This is a genomic window from Shimia sp., assembly GCF_022448905.1.
Lineage (GTDB): Bacteria > Pseudomonadota > Alphaproteobacteria > Rhodobacterales > Rhodobacteraceae > Shimia.
This window is the reverse complement of the sequence record NZ_JAKVCW010000002.1, coordinates 309074-329537: the sequence shown is the minus strand read 5'-3', so window position 1 is coordinate 329537 and position 20464 is coordinate 309074. Positions and strand designations below refer to the sequence as shown.

Sequence of the window (20464 nt, the reverse complement as noted above, 5' to 3'; positions counted from 1 at the left end):
TGTGCCCACCCCGAGCAGGCATCCCGTGCCTGATGTATATTAAAGAGCAGCCCAACGTGGCTGTGATAAATGAGTCCAAAAGGGCTCGCATAAGAACAGGGCCAAAAAGGGTCCGGGACATTGAGGCACAGTGGGACTGTCAGAGCAGACACACCCCAAAGTGGCGGTATTGATGGGCGGCCCCTCCGCAGAACGAGAGGTGTCACTGTCAACTGGGCGTGGATGCGCCGCTGCCCTTCGGGACGCAGGATTGGACGTTGTTGAGGTTGATGCAGGCCCCGATGTGGTTGCGCGTCTTCAAGAGATCAAACCCGACGTTGTGTTTAATGCCCTGCATGGGCGTTGGGGCGAGGACGGCTGTGTGCAAGGTCTGCTCGAATGGCTGCGCATTCCTTACACGCATTCTGGCGTCCTGGCGTCGGCTCTTGCGATGGACAAGCAGCGCTCCAAAGACGTGTTCAAGCGGGCAGGTCTGCCGGTGATGGAGAGCGTGATTGCCGACAAGGCAGAGGTCACCACACGCCATGTGATGGAGCCGCCTTATGTGGTGAAACCCAATAACGAGGGCAGCTCGGTTGGCATCTATATTGTCAACGAGGGCGCCAACACGCCGCCGCAACTGGCGGAGACCATGCCTGATGAGGTGATGGTCGAAACCTTTGCGCCGGGGCGTGAAATGACCACCACTGTGATGGGCGACCAGGCGCTTGGCGTGACCGATATCATCACCGATGGCTGGTATGACTATGAGGCCAAATACGCCGAAGGTGGCTCCCGTCACGAGGTACCAGCTAATATTCCGCAAGAGATTTATGACGCCTGCATGGAGTATGCCGTGCGCGCGCATCAGGCTTTGGGCTGTCGCGGTGTGTCGCGCACAGACTTCCGCTGGGACGAGAGCCGAGGATTGGACGGTCTGATCATTCTGGAAGTGAACACCCAGCCGGGAATGACACCCACGTCGCTGAGCCCGGAGCAGGCCGAGTTGATTGGGATGTCCTTCTCTGACTTCTGTGTCTGGATGGTGGAGGATGCCTCATGCGATCGTTGACGGCAGGTCGCCGCGATAACGCGCCGTCCCGGTGGGCCTACCGGTTTGAACGGTTGATGCTGACACCGCTGTTCCGTTTGTTTTTGCGGGTGGTGGTGCCGTTTGTGGTTGTGGCTGGAGCCGCAACGGTTTGGCTGTCTGATGCGGATCGGCGTGAGAGTTTGAACCTGGCAGTGAATGATTTGCGCCGTGAGATTGCTACGCGGCCCGAATTCATGGTGTCGGCGATGACCGTGGATGGTGCATCGCGGGGCACATCTGAAGACATCCGCGACCTTCTCTCGTTGAGTTTCCCAACCAGTTCTTTTGATTTGGACCTGCCGGCGATCCGTGAGCGTGTCGAAGAACTGCCCGCAATTGCCAGCGTGGCCGTGCGTGTGCGCCCGGGCGGTATTCTGGAGCTCAACGTGGCCGAGCGTACGCCGGTTGTGGTGTGGCGCACCCATGAAGGGCTGACGCTGGTCGATCCGGAAGGCAACGTCACTGGCCCAGCCATTTCACGCGCGGCCCATGCGCAGATGCCGTTGATCGCGGGCGAGGGAGCAGAACATCACGTGCAAGAAGCCCTGCGCCTGTTCTCGGCGGCAGCCCCTTTGGCGGACCGTGTGATTGGTCTGGTTCGCGTGGGAGAGCGGCGCTGGGATTTGGTGCTGGATCGTGGGCAACGGATCAAACTGCCGGAGCAAGGCGCTGTGGAGGCGCTGGACCGGGTGGTCGCGCTGAACCACGCCGAAGAGCTTTTGGAGCGGGACATCAAAGTGGTCGATATGCGTTTGGCACATCGGCCCACGGTACAACTAACAGAACAGGCCGTAGACGCCTGGTGGCAAGCCAGCCAGATGACGACAGGGACAGTGGGACAATGACAGAGCTTTATCAGAGCCAGCGCGCTATGCGCGCGATGCGCAAAACGGCGATGCAGCGCGGAGTGATTGCGGTTTTGGATGTGGGGACGTCCAAGATCGCCTGTCTGGTACTGCGATTTGACGGCACAGACCGGCTGGCAAGTGTCGAGGGCATCGGCTCCATGGCGGGGCAGACCGGCTATCGTGTGATTGGCGCCAACACCATTATGTCCCGTGGTGTGAAATTTGGCGAAATTGACACCATGCAGGAAACAGAACGCGCCATTCGTACCGTGGTGCAGGCGGCGCAGAAGATGGCGAAGATCCGGGTAGACCATGTGATTGCCTGTTTTGCGGGTGCGGAGCCGCGTTCCTATGGGTTGGACGGTCAAATCGATCTGGAAGGCCACACCGTTGACGATCAAGACGTGGCCCGTGTGCTGGCAGCCTGTGATGTGCCGGACTATGGCGCGGACCGTGAGGTGCTGCATGCGCAACCGGTGAACTTTGCGCTCGACCACCGTTCAGGCCTCGGCGATCCACGCGGGCAGGTGGGGCAGACGCTGACAACTGATATGCACATGCTGACCGTGGACAAGGCGGCGGTGCAGAACCTAGTGCATTGTATCCGTCGGTGTGACTTGGAGCTCGCGGGTATTGCCTCTTCGGCGTATGTCTCTGGAATGTCGGCATTGGTGGAAGACGAGCAAGAGCTTGGCGCGGCCTGTATTGATATGGGCGGCGGGGCAACCAGCCTGTCGATCTTTATGAAGAAACACATGATTTTTGCGGACACCGTGCGCATGGGCGGCGATCACGTGACTGGTGACATTTCGATGGGCCTGCAGGTGCCAACCGCCACGGCGGAGCGCATCAAGACCTTCTACGGTGGCGTTGTGGCCACTGGCATGGATGACCGCGACATGATCGAGCTGTCCGGGGACACCGGCGACTGGGAGCATGACCGTCGCACGGTGAGCCGGGCGGAGCTGATTGGCATCATGCGCCCCCGTGTGGAGGAAATCCTCGAAGAGGTGCGTGCGCGTCTGGATGCGGCGGGCTTTGAGCATCTGCCAAGCCAGCAAATTGTTTTGACCGGCGGCGGCAGTCAAATTCCGGGGCTCGACGGTTTGGCCTCCAAGATCCTGGGACAGCAAGTGCGCCTTGGGCGCCCTATGCGGGTACATGGACTGCCGCAAGCAGCCACTGGTCCGGGCTTTGCCGCAACCGTGGGCATGTGCCTCTACGCAACACATCCGCAGGACGAATGGTGGGACTTCGATCTGCCGGTGGATCGCTACAACACACGGCCGTTTGGGAAGGCCGTGCGGTGGTTCAAAGAGAATTGGTGAGAAAGGGGACGCAGACGCGTTTTTGGGGGTGACCTCTGATTAAGCCTTGGTTAAGTTCTGGATAACCGCGATCAAAACGTGGGTCCGGAGTGCCGAGCAGTGGTCTCCAAACATAAACATAGCAAACTCCTGCGGCGCCATTTGTGCCTTGGGTGGTCGTTTAGTGTTGTGTGACACTTGTCTTGCCCCGCAAAATCTGGCGGTTTCGGCAAGATGCCGCTAGTTTTCACATTTTTACCCCATATTTTGTGGCGAAATGCGCTTTTTGGGATGACGATTCTGGAAAGCCTGTTTAATAATGGTCCTGAGTAGGCAGAAAATAGCCCGCTGTGGCGGGTAAACAACAGGCGGACAGTTCTATGACATTGAATCTGACGATGCCCGACGAGGGTGATCTGAAGCCCCGCATCACCGTGTTTGGTGTTGGCGGTGCAGGTGGCAACGCGGTCAACAACATGATCGACAAAGAGCTTGAAGGCGTGGAGTTCGTGGTTGCGAACACCGACGCGCAGGCTCTTCAGCAGAGCAAATCTGAAAGCCGCGTGCAACTGGGCGTGAAGGTCACCGAAGGTCTGGGCGCTGGGGCACGCGCAACCGTTGGTGCAGCCGCTGCCGAAGAAAGCATCGAGCAGATCGTGGATCACCTCGCAGGCGCACACATGTGCTTCATCACCGCCGGTATGGGCGGTGGCACTGGCACCGGTGCGGCACCAATCATTGCGCAGGCAGCGCGTGAGCTGGGTGTTCTGACCGTGGGTGTTGTGACCAAGCCGTTCCAATTCGAAGGCGCCAAGCGGATGCGCCAGGCCGAAGAGGGCGTGGAGCAGCTGCAGAAGATGGTCGACACGCTGATCATCATTCCAAACCAGAACCTGTTCCGCCTTGCCAACGAGAAAACCACCTTTACCGAAGCCTTCTCCATGGCCGACGACGTTCTGTATCAAGGCGTGAAAGGTGTGACCGACCTGATGGTCCGTCCGGGCCTGATCAACCTCGACTTCGCAGACGTACGGGCTGTGATGGACGAGATGGGCAAAGCGATGATGGGCACTGGCGAAGCCGACGGTGAAGATCGCGCGATCCAGGCGGCAGAGAAGGCGATTGCCAACCCGCTGCTGGACGAGATCTCCCTGCGCGGAGCCAAAGGTGTCCTGATCAACATCACCGGCGGTCACGACCTGACCCTGTTCGAACTGGACGAAGCGGCCAACCGCATTCGCGAAGAAGTTGATGCGGACGCCAACATCATAGTGGGCTCCACCATGGACGAAACGCTGGACGGCGGCATGCGTGTGTCCGTTGTGGCGACAGGTATCGATGCGGCGGAAACCACCTCCGCAATGCCTCTGCCGCGCCGTTCCATGCGTGAGCCACTGACCACGACGCCAACCATTGAAACCGCACAGCAGACCCCTGTTGTGGAACAGGCGGCTCCGGCTCCTGCGGTTGAGGCGGCCCCGGAAGTGGCAGCATCCGAGCCGTCTCTGTTTGCGCAGATGGACACCCAGCAGGCCGCGGCTCAGGAACAGATGGAAGACATCTTCGAAGAGGAAGCGCCAGCTGTTGCAGCCGCGCCAACCTTTGATGCCGCGTCTGCCGGTGCCGATGTACCACCACCTGCGTATCAGCCAACTCCGGCACAAGCAGTGCAGCCTGAGATGTTCGAAGAAGAGCCTCAGGGATTCGTGGCCCCTCAGCGTCCAGCACCAGGTACGCCTACGCCGCAGCTGATGCAGCGTCTGCAAGCCGCGGTGGAAAAGGCGCCAGCCGCTCCGGCCCGTCCGGCAGCCCCTGCGCCTGAGCCACGTGCAGAAGAGCGTCCTCGCTTTGGCATCAACTCGCTGATCAACAAGATGACCGGCCACGGTGCAGAGCAAGGTGCCGCGCCAGCAGCACAACCTGTGCGTCAGCAGCCGGCGGTTCAAAGCCATGAGCCAGCCGAGCAGATGGATGAAGATCAGGAGCGGATTGAAATCCCAGCCTTCCTGCGCCGTCAAGCGAACTGATTTATTTGTGAAATACCTGTGAAGAGGCCGCCCAGTGGGGCGGCCTTTTTCTATTATAAAACAAAGGAATACCCCGTTGTGCGCGGGGTTTTGCCGATTTGTTACAGCGATGTTTCATACCGTTACAAAGCTTTATTTGAGGTGACGGGGCAAAGCGCCTACCTCACTATTGCGGCCAATGGGGTGTGCCGCGTCACTTTGGGGACACCAGTGCAAGCTACGCTTAAGACACCAGTTCATTTTCAGGGCACAGGCCTTCATTCGGGCGCAACTGTGCACCTGACCGTACGGCCAGCCTCCACCGATTATGGAATCTGGTTCAAGCGCACCGACGTATTGTTGGGCGATGCCATGATCCCCGCCCGTTGGGATGTGGTTGAGCAAACCGCGCTTTGCACCCGCATCAAGAACGAGGCTGGTGTCAGCGTTTCCACTATCGAGCATCTGATGGCGGCTCTTGCCGGCTGTGGCATCCACAATGCTTTGATCGAGATTGATGCGCCGGAAGTGCCAATTCTGGACGGCAGCTCTGCGGATTTTGTGCATGGTTTCTTGAAGGCGGGCATCGTGAAGCAGGGCGCGCCGGTCTGGGCGGTCGAAGTTTTGAAGCCTGTCTCCGTAACACGCGGTGAGGCCACTGCGACGCTTGTGCCTGCGGATGAAATGCGCATCGACTTCCACATCGACTTTGAGGACGAGGCGATTGGTCAGCAGACCAAAGAGCTTAACCTCGCCAACGGCAGCTTTATTCGTGAGCTGTGCAACAGCCGCACCTTCTGCCGTCAGGCAGATGTGGAGGCGATGCAGGCCAACGGTTTGGCGCTTGGCGGCGATCCCACCGAAAACGCGGTGGTGTTCAACGGTGCCGATGTTCAGGCCAAAGGTGGTCTGCGCCATGCGGATGAGCCCGTGCGCCACAAAATGCTGGACGCGATGGGCGATCTCTATCTCGCCGGTGCGCCACTGTTGGCACACTATCAGGGCCACCGCGCCGGTCACTCGCTGACAAACGCCCTGCTGCGCGAGCTTTTCTCTCACCCTGACAATTGGCGTTTGGTGGAATGTGATGCTGCGCAGGCAGCACGTCTGCCCGGCGCTGGTGTACATATGGGCGAATTTCCAGCCGTTGCCTAAACCCGGATCGTAACAAATCCGTCCAAAGGCGTTTTGCCCCGCAAAATTCTATGCTAACAGCGTGTGAAAGAGGGGGCGACCCCCGCAGGGAGCAGAAGGTAAGCACTATGTCAGGCATCGGAGCGCGCACCCGCCTTTTTGGTTCGGTTCTGGCTTTGTCCTTTGTTGTGGCTTGTTCCGACAACAGCACCAGCGACGCCCGCCGTGGCTTGGTCGATATGGAGCAGTTCACCCCCGAGCAGATTTTTGAGCGCGGCGAGTTCGAAATGGCGCGGAACCGGGGCACCGATGCCGCTTTCTTCTTCTCCGAAATTGAACGGCTTTATCCCTATAGTGAATTGGCCAAGCGGTCCTTGGTGATGCAGGCCTTTGCTTATCATTCTGACGGGGCATATCCCGAGGCGCGGGCGGCTGCACAGCGTTATATTGATTTTTACCCCGCGGATGATGATGCGGCGTATGCCCAGTATCTGCTGGCGCTCACCTACTACGACCAAATTGACGAAGTCGGCCGGGACCAGGGGCTGACCTTCCAAGCGTTGCAAGAGTTGCGCAAGGTGATCGAGATCTATCCGGAGAGCGAATACGCGCGCTCCGCGATGTTGAAGTTTGATCTGGCTTTTGACCATCTGGCGTCCAAGGAAATGGAAATCGGCCGTTATTATCTGCGCCGGGATCACTATGGTGCGGCCATAAAACGTTTCCGTGTCGTGGTCGAAGATTTTCAAACCACAACCCACACGCCGGAGGCGCTACACCGTTTGGTGGAGGCTTACCTGTCGCTGGGCCTCTATGGCGAGGCGCAGACTGCGGCGGCGATTCTGGGCCACAACTTCCAGTCCACCGAGTGGTATCAAGACAGCTATGCCCTGTTGCGTGAGAATGGCCTTGAAGCTAAGGCCGAAGGCAGCAGCTGGCTCAATCAAGTTTATCGCCAGACCCTGCAAGGCAGATGGCTGTAACAGAGGGCAGGGGATGCCCTGTGGTGTGAGGCTGAATGCTGCGCTCGCTTGAAATCCGTGACATGTTGATCATCGACCGGCTGGACCTTGCGTTTCAGCCGGGTTTGAACGTTCTGACAGGGGAGACCGGCGCAGGGAAATCGATCCTTTTGGATAGCCTTGGCTTTGTACTGGGCTGGCGCGGTCGTGCGGAGTTGGTGCGGTCTGGCGCTGATCAGGGGGAGGTTGTGGCCGAGTTCGATCTGCCAGACGGCCATCCTGCACACGCCATTCTCGAAGACGCAGGTCTGCCCGGTGGTGACGAGCTGATCCTGCGTCGCATCAATCGAAGTGACGGGCGCAAAACGGCCTGGGTCAATGACCGGCGTGTGTCGGGCGAAGTGTTGCGGCGGTTGTCAGAGACGTTGCTGGAATTGCATGGGCAGCATGATGACCGGGGTCTGCTGGATCCAAAAGGGCACCGTGAGGTGCTGGACCTGTTCGCCAACACGGACAAGCTGCGGGGCAAGACTCGCAAAACCTGGTCTGAGGCGTCCGCAGCCCGCAAGGCGCTGACGGCGGCGCAGGTTGCGCTAGAAGAGGCCAAGGCCGAAGAAGACTTTTTGCGCCATGCGGTCCAGGAGCTGGACAAGCTCGATCCGCAGCCGGGGGAAGAGGCAGAGCTCGATACCCGCCGCCGTATGATGCAGAACGCGGAAAAAGTGCGCGAGGATGTGAGCCGCGCTCATGCCGCCTTGGGCAACGGTGGTGCGGAAAGCGCGATGGGCGACGCGATGCGTTGGCTGGGCGATGCCGCGTCAGAAACGGGCGACACTTTGGAAGCCCCCGTCGGAGCGCTGGAGCGGGCCATGAATGAGTTGGCTGAGGCTGTGGATGGCGTGGAACGTTGTCTAGAAGCATTGGATTTCAATCCACATGAACTCGAAGAGCTGGAAGAGCGCCTGTTTGCCATTCGCGGACTGGCCCGCAAATACAATGTACTGCCCGATGATTTGGGCGGCTATGCGGAGGAATTGCGCACGCGGCTGACCGCTCTGGATGCAGGAGAGGGCGATATCGCCGCGCTGACAGCTGATCTGAAGACGGCGGAGGCCGCCTATGATACAGCGGCTGAGGCGCTCACAACGGCGCGCGGCAAGGCGGCAACCAAGCTGGACAAGGCGGTGATGGGCGAGCTGGCCCCGTTGAAGATGGAGCGGGCCGTGTTCACCACGAAGGTGGCGCCGGGCGATGCAGGGCCGGAAGGCCGCGACGCGGTGGAATTTGTTGTGGCCACCAATCCAGGCGCGCCAGCAGGGCCACTGGCCAAGATTGCGTCGGGCGGCGAATTGAGCCGTTTCCTGTTGGCGCTGAAAGTCTGTCTGACCAATGACATCAGCGGCATGACGCTGATCTTTGACGAGATTGATCGTGGAGTAGGCGGGGCAACCGCCGATGCAGTAGGCCGCCGGTTGAAAGCGCTGGCCGAAGGGGGACAGGTCTTGGTTGTGACTCACTCGCCGCAGGTAGCCGCGCTAGGGGCCCATCATTGGCAGGTGGCGAAGTCGGTCAAAAATGGCCAGACACTGAGCCGAGTTGTGCCTCTGGATGATGGCGAGCGGGTGGATGAAGTGGCGCGGATGATTTCTGGTGACACAATCACGCCCGAGGCACGCGCAGCCGCAAAGGCGCTTTTGGTCTAGATTCGGCCTTTGGCTCGGAAAATTCACGCACAATCAGGCACTTTGGCGTGAAACCCTCCGCTTACCTCTTTGCGTTACAAGAGATTTCTGACTAGATCAGACGTAACCCTTTACGACCCTCCCACCTGGAGATTTTGCAGCACTATGGCGAAGTCGGTAGGCTCCTTTCTCGCGGAAAGCGCCCAAGAGGCGGCAGACACCTGTCGCGGCGGCTGGAAGGTATTGGTCAACAAAGGCCCCAGCCAGTTTCAGTTTTGGATCATCGCCCTCTGCATCGGGATTGCGGCGGGCTTTGCCGCGCTGTTGTTCCGCAAAGGCATCCACTGGCTACAATCCACGTTGTATGGAGCCGAAGATCTCACCCGGCTGCACACGTTTGCCAATACGTTGCCCTGGTACTGGCTGGTGATCATCCCGACCATCGGTGGACTGGTTGTGGGCATCATCCTCAACAAGTTCACCCCGGACGGGCGCGTGCGCTCAGTGGCGGATGTGATCGAGGGCGCCGCGCTGCACGAAGGGCGGGTGGAACGCAAAGCCGGCATCGCTTCGGCCTTTGCCAGCCTGATCACCCTGTCTTCTGGCGGCTCAACCGGCCGTGAAGGGCCGGTAGTGCATATCGCTGGCATGATTGCCACCTGGGTCAGTGTGCGGATCAATGCTGATGGAATCACGGGTCGGGACCTGTTGGGCTGTGCGGTGGCGGCCGCTGTGTCTGCCAGTTTCAATGCGCCGATCGCAGGCGCGCTTTTTGCGCTGGAAGTGGTATTGCGCCACTTTGCGGTGCATGCCTTCGCGCCAATTGTAATTGCGTCTGTGGCAGGTACGGTGATCAACCGTCTTGAGTTTGGCGATGTGACCGAGTTCACTTTGAACACAGGAACCGCGCTGCAATTCTATCAAGAGCTACCAGCTTTCTTGATCCTCGGTGGACTCTGCGGTCTGGTGGCCGTGGCACTGATGTGGACGATTTTCTGGGCCGACGACATGGCCAGCCATTTGCAGGAAGACCTGCGCATTCCGCGCTGGCTGCGTCCGGCGATTTCTGGCGCTTTGCTGGGCATTCTGGCAATCTGGTTCCCGCACATCATTGGGGTGGGCTATGAGACTACTTCTGCGGCGCTGACCGGAAATCTGTTGTTGCATGAGGCGGTGGTGTTTGCGGTGCTGAAGGTGATTGCGGTGTCGATCACAATGGCAGGACGCATGGGTGGCGGGGTGTTTTCTCCGTCGCTGATGGTCGGCGCGCTGACTGGCTTGGCATTTGGTATGGTCGCCACCGCGATTTTCCCGGATGTGTCCGGCACCACCACGCTTTACGCGCTTGCGGGGCTCGGCGCCGTTGCGGCTGCTGTGTTGGGCGCGCCGATCTCAACCACGCTGATTGTGTTTGAAATGACTGGAGATTGGCAAACTGGTTTGGCGGTGATGGTTGCGGTGTCGATCTCCACCGCGCTAAGTTCACGACTGGTGGATGGCTCGTTCTTCCTGACCCAGCTGGAACGACGCAATGTGCACATCGCAGCCGGGCCACAGGCGTATTTGCTGGCGATGTGTGGAGTGGGCAAGGTGATGCGCGCCAAAGATGCGCAGAATGCAGCCCCGGAGGAGCGCTGTTGGGAGATGGTGTCTGAAGGGCTCTATGTCGATGGTACCGCCACACTGGAGAGCGCTATGCCAATCTTTGAAAACACCGGTGTGAACTTTCTGCCGGTGGTCACGCTGGGCGGGGAAGATGCCCCGCCGGAGCTGCTTGGCGCGGTGTTCCAGGTGGACGCGCTAAGGGCCTACAACAAAGCACTTGCCGCCACGGCGGCTGAAGAGCATTCCTAAGACTTAGGAGCCGTAGGCAATCACGCTGTCCGCGTCCATTTTATAGGTCACATCCACGTCTGCTTCGCCATCGACCATGTAAAGCGAATGGCTGTCAAACTCGCTGCGGAGCTCGCCGCTAATCCAGACGGGGGTGAACAAGCTCTCGGTGGGGTATCCCGCTGGATAGCGCACGTAGACGATCTGATTGGCTGGCGGTGGCGGCGTGTGAATGCACGCGCCGACGGTGGGCACCAGAAGAAACTCCACCGCGAGATTGCCGTCCAGCTCCAGCGGCAGTAGATAGCCCGGCATGCGAACGGTCTGTCCCACTACAGACGTGTTGGGCATACGAGACTCGTTTTCGAGTTTGGTCATTATCCGGATCCGTTCCGCGAGCAGAAAATCCGCATCAATGCCTTCTTTGGAGAGGTCTTTTCGGAGACCGGCGACTTCAACTTTTGCCTCGGCGTCTTTCTCTGTCTCGACCAAGTAGTCCAGCCGCAAGATGCGCGCCAAGGTTTGCATCTGTTGATCCGTTAGGTTTTCGAACGGGTTTTCAAACACGGATGTGGGCGCGGCGAGCTCTTCCCAGCCAATTTCCTTGGCCTGATCCGCGAAACCTACGGAGGCCGTCAGGGTGAGGGCGGCAGAGAGCAAGATCGCTTTCATGAATAGGTCTCCGTTAGAGGGGGCGTTGTGACAGTTGAACGGCTTAAAGCCGGGTGGTCAAGCCGTCCGCCAGGGTCATGCGATACACACGCCATGCTGGCAGCAAGCTGGCCAATCCACCAAAACACAAGACTGTGAGCAGCAAGATGATTTCGCGGCTTGTTAGGATGTGGCCGCCGAGCGTGACGCCAAATCGGGCGGACAGCAGCGGCTCTGCTAGCAGGCTGGCGCTCCAGAAGACTGCCAGACCCAGCAGAATGCCAGAACCAGTGACCAGCAGGGCTTCGAGGATGATCATCAGGACCACGTCCCGTGGCGCTGCGCCAACGGAACGTAGAATGGCAAATTCGCGGCGGCGGGCTTCCAGTGCTGCGGACAACATCACCACCATGCCAATCATGCTGGCGGCCATCACCGCCACAGACATCAGGCGCAGAGCGTTTTCGGCGGTGCCAGTGATCGACCAGAGCTGCAGCAACGCCACATTGGGCATCACCGCGGCCAAGGGTTCGGCTTTGTAGGTGGCAACGGCCCGTTGAACGCCAAGCACGGCGGTGCGGTTGCTGAGGCCGATGTAGACCGCATTGATCTGGTCAGGCACAAATCCATGCTCATGTTCTTCGTCGTGGCTGTCGTGATCCGCCTCAGCGATGGCGGCAAAGGGATCAGCTGAACGCGGGGCGCTTTCGGCGTGCAGCGCGTCAAACCCTTCAAGCGAGATAAACACCATGCGATCCACAGCGGTGTTGGTGCGAGCGAGCACGCCGGTGATTTGAAACGGCGCTTCGTCATGCACCTCCAGCGCAACAGCGCCCGCGCCGTGGGCGTTGATGATCTCTGTCCCAACATCATACCCCAAATGGTCCGCCACTTCGGCGCCGATCACCGCGCCATGTGTATCTTCAAAAGACCCACCAGTGGCAAAGCTCAGCGCCTGTCCGCGGCTGTGTTTGAAATGTTTAAAGTAGGCCGCAGAGGTGCCGATGACCGGAAAGCCTTGGTGGTTGTCCCCCTGCATCAACGGCACCGCCCAAGCCACACCGGGCATCTCTTCCAGCAGCGCAAGCACCTTGCCGGACAGGCCGGCGCCAGTGGACCCGACGCCAAAAACCGTGGCCAACAGGATCTGAACGTCATTGCCGCGTGGCGCGACGATCAGATCGATGCCGGAGGCAGAATTGGCAAAGGACGTGCGGGCAGAGTCACGCAGCCGCTCGACGCTGAGGATCAGAGCAACACTCAACGCGATGGCCAAAACGGTGAGCGCGGCGACAAAGCGGCGGTTCCACAGGCTGCGTAACACCAGCGTCATGCGGCTGCTCCCGCTTGAGTCAGATCCGTGATGTGGATCACCCGATCAAAGTGATGATCCAGTCCGCTGTCATGGCTGACCATCAACAGGGCCGCGCCACTTTCCTGAGCTTGCTGGCTGAGCATCTGCATGAAGGTTTCTTTGGTCTCCGGATCCAGCGCGGAGGTCGGTTCATCCGCAAGGATCACTTCCGGCGCGCCAATCAAGGCACGCGCCGCCGCGACCCGCTGTTGCTGCCCAACGCTGAGCGCGCTGGCTTGGGACGCGCCAAGCGTATCTGGATCAAGCCCCAAAGCCGCCATCAAACGCTGCGCTTCCTTGTCCAAAGGATTAGTCACACGCTCTCGGCGGCGCTTGGAGAAGCGGCAGGGCAAAAGGATGTTGTCCACGGCACTGAGCCAGGGCACGAGATTGAACACCTGAAAAATCAGGCCCATGTGGTCTGCTCGAAACCGGTCGCGTTTGCTGGCGGGTAGTGCACCGATGTCCTGAACAACCACAGATACTGCGCCAACCGGAATATCGATCACGCCGGAAATGGCCGCCAAAAGCGTGGACTTGCCGGACCCGCTGGGGCCGCGAAGCATCACCCGTTCGCCAGCCGCCACATCAAGGGAGGCATTTTGCAGCACTGCGGCGTTGCTGCCGGGCCAAACAAAGGAAAAATCGGAAACAGAAATTTGCGACATAGGCGCACTGTTGGGGGAAAGCGCGCTGGTGTCCAGCGCGCATTTTCCGAGTTTTAGACGCGCTCTACCGCCACCAGATCGCTGGTATAAAACGCCAGGTGATCCTTGATGCGTTCCACGGCCTCAACCGGCGCCTCATAGCTCCAGGCCGCGTCAGAGATGGTTTGGCTTTTGGTCACAATCGAGAAGTGGTTGGCATCGCCTTTGTGCGGGCAATAGGTGGTCTTGTCGCTTGGGTCCAAAAACGCCATGGCAATGTCGGTGCGTGGGAAATAGATCACCGGCTTCAGGTCACCTTCGCTCAGTTCCAGCGCGTTGCTGCTTTCGCCCAGGATGGCGCCACCGGCACGGACAACCCAATTGCCTTCAGCTTTGCGGATTGTGATGTTTGTCATGTGGTATCCCTCCTGTTTCGCGCCCAAATAAAGTTGTGTTGTAACAGTACGATGTCACGGCGTGGAATGTGACAGCGCGGCGCAGGCTGCATCCAACCACATTTGTTGCTCCGGTGCGAGTCGTGGCGACAGCACTTGACGGCACGTCGCGTGATAGGCGTTCAGCCAATCCAGTTCCGCTTCGCTCAGCAGGTCGACAACCACCATGCCGCGATCAATCGGCGCAAAGGTCAGGTTGCGGAACTGCAGCATCTCGCGGTGATCGTCACCCCCGGGCAGCGCGGGGGCCTCTTCGACCACAATCAGGTTCTCGATCCGGATTCCGAACGCTCCAGGGCGGTAATAGCCCGGCTCATTGGACAGGATCATGCCGACCTCTAGCGGGGTGTCGCTCACGCGGCTCAGGCGCTGTGGCCCTTCGTGCACACAGAGATACGCGCCGACACCGTGACCTAACCCATGGTCAAAGTCCTGACCTGCCATCCAAAGTGGCAAGCGTCCAATGGCCTCAATATGGCTGCCTGCTACCCCTTTGGGGAAGCGCATGCGCGATACGGCAATCATGCCCTGTAGCACGCGGGTGAAGGCCACTTTGGCGTCTTCGCTCACCTCACCAATGGGCAAGGTGCGGGTGATGTCGGTGGTGCCATCGGCATATTGCCCGCCACTGTCGAGCACCATCAGATCGCCGCTTTGTAAAGGCCGGTTGGTTTCTTCGGTCACGCGGTAATGCATGATCGCCCCGTTCGGGCCAGCACCCGCGATGGTGTCAAAACTGATTTCCAGCAGCGCATTGGTGGCGCGGCGGTACTCTTCCAGTTTTGTCACCACGTCGATTTCGGTGAGGGTGGTTTTGTCCTGCGCGTCAAACCAACTGAGGAAGTTTACTACAGCTACGCCGTCCCGCAGATGGGCTTCGGCCATGCCGGCAATTTCAGACGCGTTTTTGCGGGCCTTGGGCATGACGCAGGGGTCTTGGCCGTAAGAAATCTCCGCGTCGCTTTGGGATACGGCAGCTTGCACGGCAATTGGCGCGCTGCCTTTGTCGAGCCGCACGGTGCCGGAGAGCTGTGTGAGAAATGGGACAAAAGCGTCAGGCGCGTGCACACGCACTGCATCGCCGAGATGGTCGCGCACGTCTGTGAGTTTTTCCGCTGCCATAAACAGGTCCACGGTGGCGTCGGAATTCAGCACGGCAAACCCATGTGCCAGCGGGTTGCGGGGAATGTCCGCGCCGCGGATGTTGAGGAGCCAGGCAATGCTGTCAGGCAGGGTGATCACCGCCGCCGTCTCTCCATGAGCATTCAAGTCCGCCGCAAGCCGCGCGCGTTTGTCGCAGTGGGATTCTCCGGCCACGTTGGTGGGGTGGGATTTCACCGGAGCCATGGGGGCGTCAGGTTGGTCGTCCCAAATGGCGTCGATTGGATTGTTCACCGGCACAAAGGTGATCATGTGGTCTTCGGTGGCCTTATGCAGCGTCTCCAATTGGCCAATGGTGTAGAGCCAGGGATCAAAGCCGACATGGCCAGTGCCCAGGTTTTCCACGATCCACGGCCCCGGCAGGACCTCTGGCCAATCCACCGGCGTGTAGCAATCCGCCACTTGTTCTTTCACCTGCGTGCGATAGCGCCCATCGACAAACACGCCGGCGATGTCTTTGAGCACAACGCAAAACCCAGCGGAACCGGTGAACCCGGTGAGCCAAGCGAGCCGGTCATCACGCGGTGCCACGTATTCGCCCTGATGCGCATCGGCGCGCGGCACCAAAAACCCGTCCAGGCCGCCTGTGTCCATTTGCGCCCGCAGCGCTTTGAGGCGGGCAGGGCCCTGTTCCGGGCGGGCGGTGACGGCAAAATCCTGAAACATGCACAGCTCCTTGGCGCAAATGAATTGGCGTTCAGTGATACGCACTGCGCCCCCAATGGCAAGCGGATTGCCGCAGCGGTAGAAAAGAAGAGGGGGCCAGCCCCCTCGCGGACGCTCACCCCCGGGATATTTCGGGCAAGAAGAAGAGGGACTTAGCCGACTTTCCGCATGCCCATGACACGCGCACGGGCGCGTGGATCGTTGTCAAACAGGGCGGCCAGTTGCTCGGTCATGGCACCTGCAAGCTGCTCCACATCGGTGATGGTCACCGCGCGGTCATAGTAGCGGGTCACGTCATGGCCGATCCCAATGGCCAAAAGCTCCACCAGTTTGCGTTTTTCCACCATGGAGATCACGTCGCGCAGGTGTTTTTCCAAATAATTGGCGGGGTTCACCGAGAGCGTGCTGTCATCAACGGGCGCCCCGTCGGAGATCACCATCAGGATCTTGCGCTGTTCCGGGCGCATCAGCATGCGGCGGTGGGCCCATTCCAGCGCCTCGCCGTCGATGTTTTCTTTCAGCAAGCCCTCTTTCATCATCAGGCCAAGGTTCGGCCGCACACGGCGCCAAGGGGCGTCCGCCTGTTTGTAGATGATGTGGCGCAGGTCATTCAGGCGGCCCGGTTGCTGTGGGCGACCGTCGTTGAGCCACTTTTCACGGGCCAAACCGCCTTTCCACGCGCGGGTGGTGAAACCGAGGATTTCCACCTTCACGTTGCAGCGCTCCAGCGTACGTGCCAGAACGTCTGCACAAATCGCGGCAATGGAAATTGGACGGCCACGCATCGAGCCAGAGTTATCGAGCAGCAATGTCACCACCGTGTCGCGGAACTCGGTGTCATGTTCCATCTTGAAGCTGAGCGGCGTGGTGGGGTTGGCCACAACGCGCGCCAGACGCCCGGCGTCGAGCGTGCCTTCTTCGAGATCAAACTCCCAGCTGCGGTTTTGCTGCGCCTGAAGGCGGCGCTGCAGGCGGTTGGCCAGACGACTCACTGCGCCTTTGAGGGGCTCGAGCTGTTGGTCCAGATAGGCGCGCAGGCGTTCCAACTCGACCGGCTCGGCAAGTTCTTCGGCGGCAACTTCTTCGTCATGAGTGGTGTCAAACACCACATAGTCCGGGTCTGCCTCAGAAATTGGTGGTGGGGGAGGTGGATCCAGCGGTGCTTCACCGTCCGGCAGCTCTGCCTCATCGGACATCTCGTCCTCAGCCATGTCATCCATGGTGACCTGCGCCTCGGACATGTCCTGTTGCTCTTCCTGAGATTGCTCAGGGCTGGCCTCAGTGTCTTCTTGGTCGCTGTCATCCTGACCCTGGCTATCGGGGTCTTCCTGCTCTTCCGCCTGTTCTTCGGCCTCGTCTTCCTGATCGTCGATGTCGTCTGGATCGTCACCTAGCTGATCGCCGTAGCCGAGGTCCTCGATGATCTGGCGGGCAAACTTGGCAAAGGCCTGTTGGTCAGACAGCAGCTCTTGCAGGTCGTCCAAGTGCTCGCCTGCGCTCTGCTCGATGTAGCCGCGCCACAGGTTCATCACATTGGCCGCCGCCGGAGGCAGATCGCGGCCGGTGGCCAGATGACGGATCAGATAGCCCGCCGCCACAGGCAAAGGCGCCTGCTCGGTGGAGGTTATGTCGCCATACCCACGGCCAGCGGCTTCCTGGCTGATTTTTACGTCAATGTTTGTGGCAGTGCCGGGCATGTCCCGCGCGCCCATCGCTTCACACCGCGCGGTTTCCATCGCCTCATAAAGATCGCGGGCAATGCCTTGGCCGGGCGCATAGCGCATATGGGTGGCGTCATCGTGATACTTGCGTTGCAGCGCCAGCGCATCGGCGGTGCCGCGCGCCAGAAGCACCTCGTCGCGGGTCATGCGACGGCTGACCTGGGGCAGGCGGATGCTGTCGCCGGACATGCCGGATGGATCAACCGTGTAGGACACCGACAATTCCGGATCGTCGGCCATGACTTTGGTGGCCTCAGCCAGGGCCTTTTTGAACGGATCAGCGGGGTTGTCGCTTGGTTTTTTCATGATCGCACCCAGTCCATAGAATGAGTTTCCCGCTCAGTGTGGTCTTTGTCCAGCCTTCCTTATTGAGAGGGCAGTGCCCGACCGCGGGCGGAAAACGAAGTGCCCGCCCATGGGGGCGGTCGGGCACTGTCCGGCGTTGCCGCCGGACAAGGCTGTTCTTTAGCCCAGGCTCACGCTGGCCGCGCTTTCTGGCAGCTCTTCGTCAAAGCAGCGCTGATAGAACTCGGCAACGGTCTGGCGTTCCAGTTCGTCACATTTGTTCAGGAAGCTCAGGCGGAAGGCATAGCCGACATTGCGGAAGATTTCCGAGTTTGCAGCCCAGTTGATCACGGTCCGTGGGCTCATCACGGTGGACAGGTCGCCGTTCATAAACGCGGTCCGAGTCAGGTCCGCAACGGTCACCATCTGGCTCACAATCTTGCGGCCTTCGGCGGTGTTGTAGTGCGGCGCCTTGGACAGGATGATGGCGGCTTCGGCATCGTGGCTGAGGTAGTTCAGCGTGGACACCAGAGACCAACGGTCCATCTGAGCTTGGTTGATCTGTTGCGTGCCGTGGTAGAGGCCAGTGGTGTCGCCCAGACCCACGGTGTTTGCTGTGGCAAACAGGCGGAAATAGGGGTTTGGCGTGATGACTTCGTTCTGGTCCAGCAGGGTCAGCTTGCCGTCATGCTCCAGAACACGCTGGATCACAAACATCACATCCGCACGACCGGCATCATATTCATCAAACACAATCGCGGTTGGGTTGCGCAGCGCCCAGGGCAGGATGCCTTCGTGGAACTCTGTAACCTGCTTGCCGTCGCGCAGTTTGATGGCGTCTTTACCAATCAGGTCGATCCGGCTGATGTGGCTGTCGAGGTTGACGCGCACACAGGGCCAGTTCAGGCGGGCGGCAACCTGCTCGATGTGGGTCGATTTACCGGTGCCGTGGTAGCCTTGAATCATCACACGACGGTTGTGGCCAAAACCCGCCAAGATCGCCAGCGTGGTTTCCGGGTCAAACTTGTACGTTGGGTCGATCTCTGGCACGCGGTCTGTGCGCTCTTCAAAACCCTTGATTTTCATGTCGCTGTCGATGCCAAACACATCGCGCAGATCAATGTCTTCGGTGGGCTTCGCGTTGCTTTCCATCATGCCGTCGGCCATGTCGTATGTCCTTCTCCCGGCCACCCAAATACGGCGGCCCAAATCTACCGGCCTTTGGTGCATCAAATCCCACGGGATCACAAGCGAAACTCTGCAAAATACGTGGCGTTGTCACGAAACTCACAGTCCTGTGCTGAGCTGTTGATTGCTTAATCGCCGATTGGTGCGCAATTTTACGACCAAAGGAGGATGGTGAATGCAACGACGTCATTTCATTTCGGCCGCAGGCGCGGCAGCGCTGGCTGCCATGGCCTTGCCGCGTGCCACTCTGGCAAAAGAGTTCGAGGTCAGCCGTACGGACGCCGAATGGCGCGCCATGCTCACACCCGCGCAGTACAAAGTGATGCGGCAGGAGGGCACAGAGCGGGCGGGCTCGTCGCCATTGGATAAGAACTACGAGAAGGGGACATATCACTGTCGCGGTTGCGATCTGAAACTCTACAGTTCGCGGCATAAGTACGACAGTGGCACCGGATGGCCGAGTTTCTACAAGTCGCTCCCCAAAGCGATTGGAACCAAACCGGACCGCAAGCTCCTCCGGGTCCGCACCGAATGCCACTGTCGCCGGTGTGGGTCGCATCTTGGACATATCTTTGACGATGGTCCGCGACCCACGGGGAAACGCCATTGCCTGAATGGCGTCTCGCTGGTGTTTAAGCCCAAATGAGACCGGGTGCCTCACCGCCGAGGTGGGGCATAAGGTTACGGTGGCAAAGCTGCCCGGTCTCTCATCCCCGAAGGACGATCATGGGTTGGAACAGGCCACTCACGCAGCCATGTCCTCCGGGGAATCGGTGAAGCGATAGCCAAGCCCGTACAGGGTTTCGATCGCGGTGAAGTTGGGCGCCACATCGCGCAGCTTGCGCCGGATGCGTTTGATCTGGCTGTCGATGCTGCGGTCGGTGACAAAGACGTCGCCGCCATAGGCAAGGTCCAGAATATTGGCCCGGCTGAGCACCTGACCGGGGCGTTGCGCGATAATCCAGAGCACGTTGAATTCGGTGGCGGTGAGGGCGACCTCTTTGCCATCCCAACGGGCCTCATGGCGCAGCCGGTCCAAACGCAACGCCCCGCGCTGGATCACCGTCACATCATCGGCATCGCGATGGCTGGGCGCCGCGCTGCGTAAGGCCGCCGCGATCCGCGCGCCAAACACCCGCATGGAAAACGGTTTGGCGAGATAGTCATCCGCCCCAAGGCGCAGCATCATCGACTCTTCGGTGGCACTGGCAGTGGTGCTGAGCACAACCACAGGCACGCTGTAGGTGTTGGTGATCCGCTCGATGATGGTGAGCGCATCCATCGACCGCTGGCGCAATTCCGTCACCACCAAATCAACGGACTGACGCGACAGCTCTGCCATGGCGGTGTCCGGTGACACATGACAGAGGCTTTCGTGCCCGTCATGCAACAAGACATCCTGCATGGCCGCCAGCAGATGACGGTCCGGATCAATCAGAAGGACTCTGGACATGGCCGCCCTCCGATCTGCGTGCGATTGCGGGTGAAAACA

Annotated in this window: 17 protein-coding genes; 9 read left to right on the top strand and 8 right to left on the bottom strand. The window is 59.7% G+C overall.

The window, feature by feature from the left end; translation table 11 throughout:
• Nucleotides 1-130 precede the first annotated feature (130 nt).
• From MK208_RS03320 to MK208_RS03285, 8 genes are all read left to right on the top strand, one after another.
• The gene (locus tag MK208_RS03320) at nucleotides 131-1051 is read left to right on the top strand and encodes a D-alanine--D-alanine ligase (RefSeq protein WP_294113854.1); all 921 of its coding nucleotides are present in this window, start codon (nucleotides 131-133) and stop codon (nucleotides 1049-1051) included.
• Nucleotides 1039-1917 (top strand): cell division protein FtsQ/DivIB, encoded by an 879-nt coding sequence (locus MK208_RS03315; RefSeq protein ID WP_294113851.1) that lies wholly within the window; start codon nucleotides 1039-1041, stop codon nucleotides 1915-1917. The genes MK208_RS03320 and MK208_RS03315 overlap by 13 nt, the downstream gene beginning before the upstream one ends.
• Nucleotides 1914-3248 carry a cell division protein FtsA gene (ftsA, locus tag MK208_RS03310; protein ID WP_294113849.1) on the top strand — a complete coding sequence of 445 codons (1335 nt, stop codon included), beginning with the start codon at nucleotides 1914-1916 and terminating at the stop codon, nucleotides 3246-3248. Before MK208_RS03315 ends, ftsA begins: the two co-directional genes overlap by 4 nt.
• A gap of 359 nt (nucleotides 3249-3607) precedes the next feature.
• Nucleotides 3608-5254 carry a cell division protein FtsZ gene (gene ftsZ, locus MK208_RS03305; protein WP_294113847.1) on the top strand — a complete coding sequence of 549 codons (1647 nt, stop codon included), beginning with the start codon at nucleotides 3608-3610 and terminating at the stop codon, nucleotides 5252-5254.
• A gap of 210 nt (nucleotides 5255-5464) precedes the next feature.
• The gene (gene lpxC / locus MK208_RS03300; protein WP_294114109.1) at nucleotides 5465-6388 is read left to right on the top strand and encodes a UDP-3-O-acyl-N-acetylglucosamine deacetylase; all 924 of its coding nucleotides are present in this window, start codon (nucleotides 5465-5467) and stop codon (nucleotides 6386-6388) included.
• Nucleotides 6389-6495: 107 nt separating this feature from the next.
• A complete protein-coding gene (locus MK208_RS03295) occupies nucleotides 6496-7350 on the top strand; it encodes an outer membrane protein assembly factor BamD (RefSeq protein WP_294113845.1) in 855 nt (284 codons plus the stop codon).
• Between the two features lie 35 nt (nucleotides 7351-7385).
• Nucleotides 7386-9032 (top strand): DNA repair protein RecN, encoded by a 1647-nt coding sequence (gene recN / locus MK208_RS03290; RefSeq protein WP_294113843.1) that lies wholly within the window; start codon nucleotides 7386-7388, stop codon nucleotides 9030-9032.
• 144 nt (nucleotides 9033-9176) lie between these two features.
• Nucleotides 9177-10865 (top strand): chloride channel protein, encoded by a 1689-nt coding sequence (locus MK208_RS03285; RefSeq protein WP_294113841.1) that lies wholly within the window; start codon nucleotides 9177-9179, stop codon nucleotides 10863-10865.
• Nucleotides 10866-10868: 3 nt separating this feature from the next.
• Here MK208_RS03285 and MK208_RS03280 read toward each other — a convergent pair whose 3' ends face one another.
• The 7 genes from MK208_RS03280 to cobS form a co-directional block, all read right to left on the bottom strand.
• Nucleotides 10869-11516, bottom strand: coding sequence for a DUF3299 domain-containing protein (locus MK208_RS03280; protein ID WP_294113839.1), 648 nt, complete (start codon nucleotides 11514-11516; stop codon nucleotides 10869-10871).
• A 43-nt stretch (nucleotides 11517-11559) separates the two neighbouring features.
• A complete protein-coding gene (locus MK208_RS03275; RefSeq protein ID WP_294113838.1) occupies nucleotides 11560-12828 on the bottom strand; it encodes an ABC transporter permease in 1269 nt (422 codons plus the stop codon).
• On the bottom strand, nucleotides 12825-13517 hold the full coding sequence (locus MK208_RS03270; RefSeq protein ID WP_294113836.1) for an ATP-binding cassette domain-containing protein: 693 nt from the start codon (nucleotides 13515-13517) through the stop codon (nucleotides 12825-12827). Before MK208_RS03270 ends, MK208_RS03275 begins: the two co-directional genes overlap by 4 nt.
• Nucleotides 13518-13570: 53 nt before the next feature.
• Nucleotides 13571-13912 (bottom strand): DUF427 domain-containing protein, encoded by a 342-nt coding sequence (locus MK208_RS03265; protein WP_294113834.1) that lies wholly within the window; start codon nucleotides 13910-13912, stop codon nucleotides 13571-13573.
• 54 nt (nucleotides 13913-13966) lie between these two features.
• Nucleotides 13967-15778, bottom strand: a complete 1812-nt coding sequence (locus tag MK208_RS03260; protein WP_294113832.1) for an aminopeptidase P family protein — start codon at nucleotides 15776-15778, stop codon at nucleotides 13967-13969.
• 152 nt (nucleotides 15779-15930) lie between these two features.
• Nucleotides 15931-17805 (bottom strand): cobaltochelatase subunit CobT, encoded by a 1875-nt coding sequence (gene cobT, locus MK208_RS03255; protein ID WP_294113830.1) that lies wholly within the window; start codon nucleotides 17803-17805, stop codon nucleotides 15931-15933.
• Between the two features lie 159 nt (nucleotides 17806-17964).
• Complete coding sequence (cobS, locus tag MK208_RS03250; protein WP_294113829.1) at nucleotides 17965-18951, bottom strand: cobaltochelatase subunit CobS; 987 nt, start codon at nucleotides 18949-18951, stop codon at nucleotides 17965-17967.
• Between the two features lie 196 nt (nucleotides 18952-19147).
• On the opposite strand from cobS, the gene msrB reads away from it, so the two are divergent.
• Nucleotides 19148-19618 carry a peptide-methionine (R)-S-oxide reductase MsrB gene (msrB, locus tag MK208_RS03245; protein ID WP_294113827.1) on the top strand — a complete coding sequence of 157 codons (471 nt, stop codon included), beginning with the start codon at nucleotides 19148-19150 and terminating at the stop codon, nucleotides 19616-19618.
• A gap of 99 nt (nucleotides 19619-19717) precedes the next feature.
• Here the strand turns inward: msrB and MK208_RS03240 are convergent, their stop codons facing one another.
• On the bottom strand, nucleotides 19718-20425 hold the full coding sequence (locus tag MK208_RS03240) for a response regulator transcription factor (protein ID WP_294113825.1): 708 nt from the start codon (nucleotides 20423-20425) through the stop codon (nucleotides 19718-19720).
• Nucleotides 20426-20464: the final 39 nt, after the last annotated feature.

Bases quoted from the DNA above. Each gene is read 5' to 3' on its own strand.
- cobT (WP_294113830.1), bottom strand. From the start codon at position 17,805: ATGAAAAAACCAAGCGACAACCCCGCTGATCCGTTCAAAAAGGCCCTG.
- MK208_RS03315 (WP_294113851.1), top strand. From the start codon at position 1,039: ATGCGATCGTTGACGGCAGGTCGCCGCGATAACGCGCCGTCCCGGTGG.
- MK208_RS03275 (WP_294113838.1), bottom strand. From the start codon at position 12,828: ATGACGCTGGTGTTACGCAGCCTGTGGAACCGCCGCTTTGTCGCCGCG.
- MK208_RS03260 (WP_294113832.1), bottom strand. From the start codon at position 15,778: ATGTTTCAGGATTTTGCCGTCACCGCCCGCCCGGAACAGGGCCCTGCC.
- MK208_RS03280 (WP_294113839.1), bottom strand. From the start codon at position 11,516: ATGAAAGCGATCTTGCTCTCTGCCGCCCTCACCCTGACGGCCTCCGTA.
- ftsZ (WP_294113847.1), top strand. From the start codon at position 3,608: ATGACATTGAATCTGACGATGCCCGACGAGGGTGATCTGAAGCCCCGC.
- MK208_RS03270 (WP_294113836.1), bottom strand. From the start codon at position 13,517: ATGTCGCAAATTTCTGTTTCCGATTTTTCCTTTGTTTGGCCCGGCAGC.
- MK208_RS03240 (WP_294113825.1), bottom strand. From the start codon at position 20,425: ATGTCCAGAGTCCTTCTGATTGATCCGGACCGTCATCTGCTGGCGGCC.
- MK208_RS03285 (WP_294113841.1), top strand. From the start codon at position 9,177: ATGGCGAAGTCGGTAGGCTCCTTTCTCGCGGAAAGCGCCCAAGAGGCG.
- msrB (WP_294113827.1), top strand. From the start codon at position 19,148: ATGCAACGACGTCATTTCATTTCGGCCGCAGGCGCGGCAGCGCTGGCT.
- MK208_RS03295 (WP_294113845.1), top strand. From the start codon at position 6,496: ATGTCAGGCATCGGAGCGCGCACCCGCCTTTTTGGTTCGGTTCTGGCT.
- MK208_RS03265 (WP_294113834.1), bottom strand. From the start codon at position 13,912: ATGACAAACATCACAATCCGCAAAGCTGAAGGCAATTGGGTTGTCCGT.
- recN (WP_294113843.1), top strand. From the start codon at position 7,386: ATGCTGCGCTCGCTTGAAATCCGTGACATGTTGATCATCGACCGGCTG.
- cobS (WP_294113829.1), bottom strand. From the start codon at position 18,951: ATGGCCGACGGCATGATGGAAAGCAACGCGAAGCCCACCGAAGACATT.
- ftsA (WP_294113849.1), top strand. From the start codon at position 1,914: ATGACAGAGCTTTATCAGAGCCAGCGCGCTATGCGCGCGATGCGCAAA.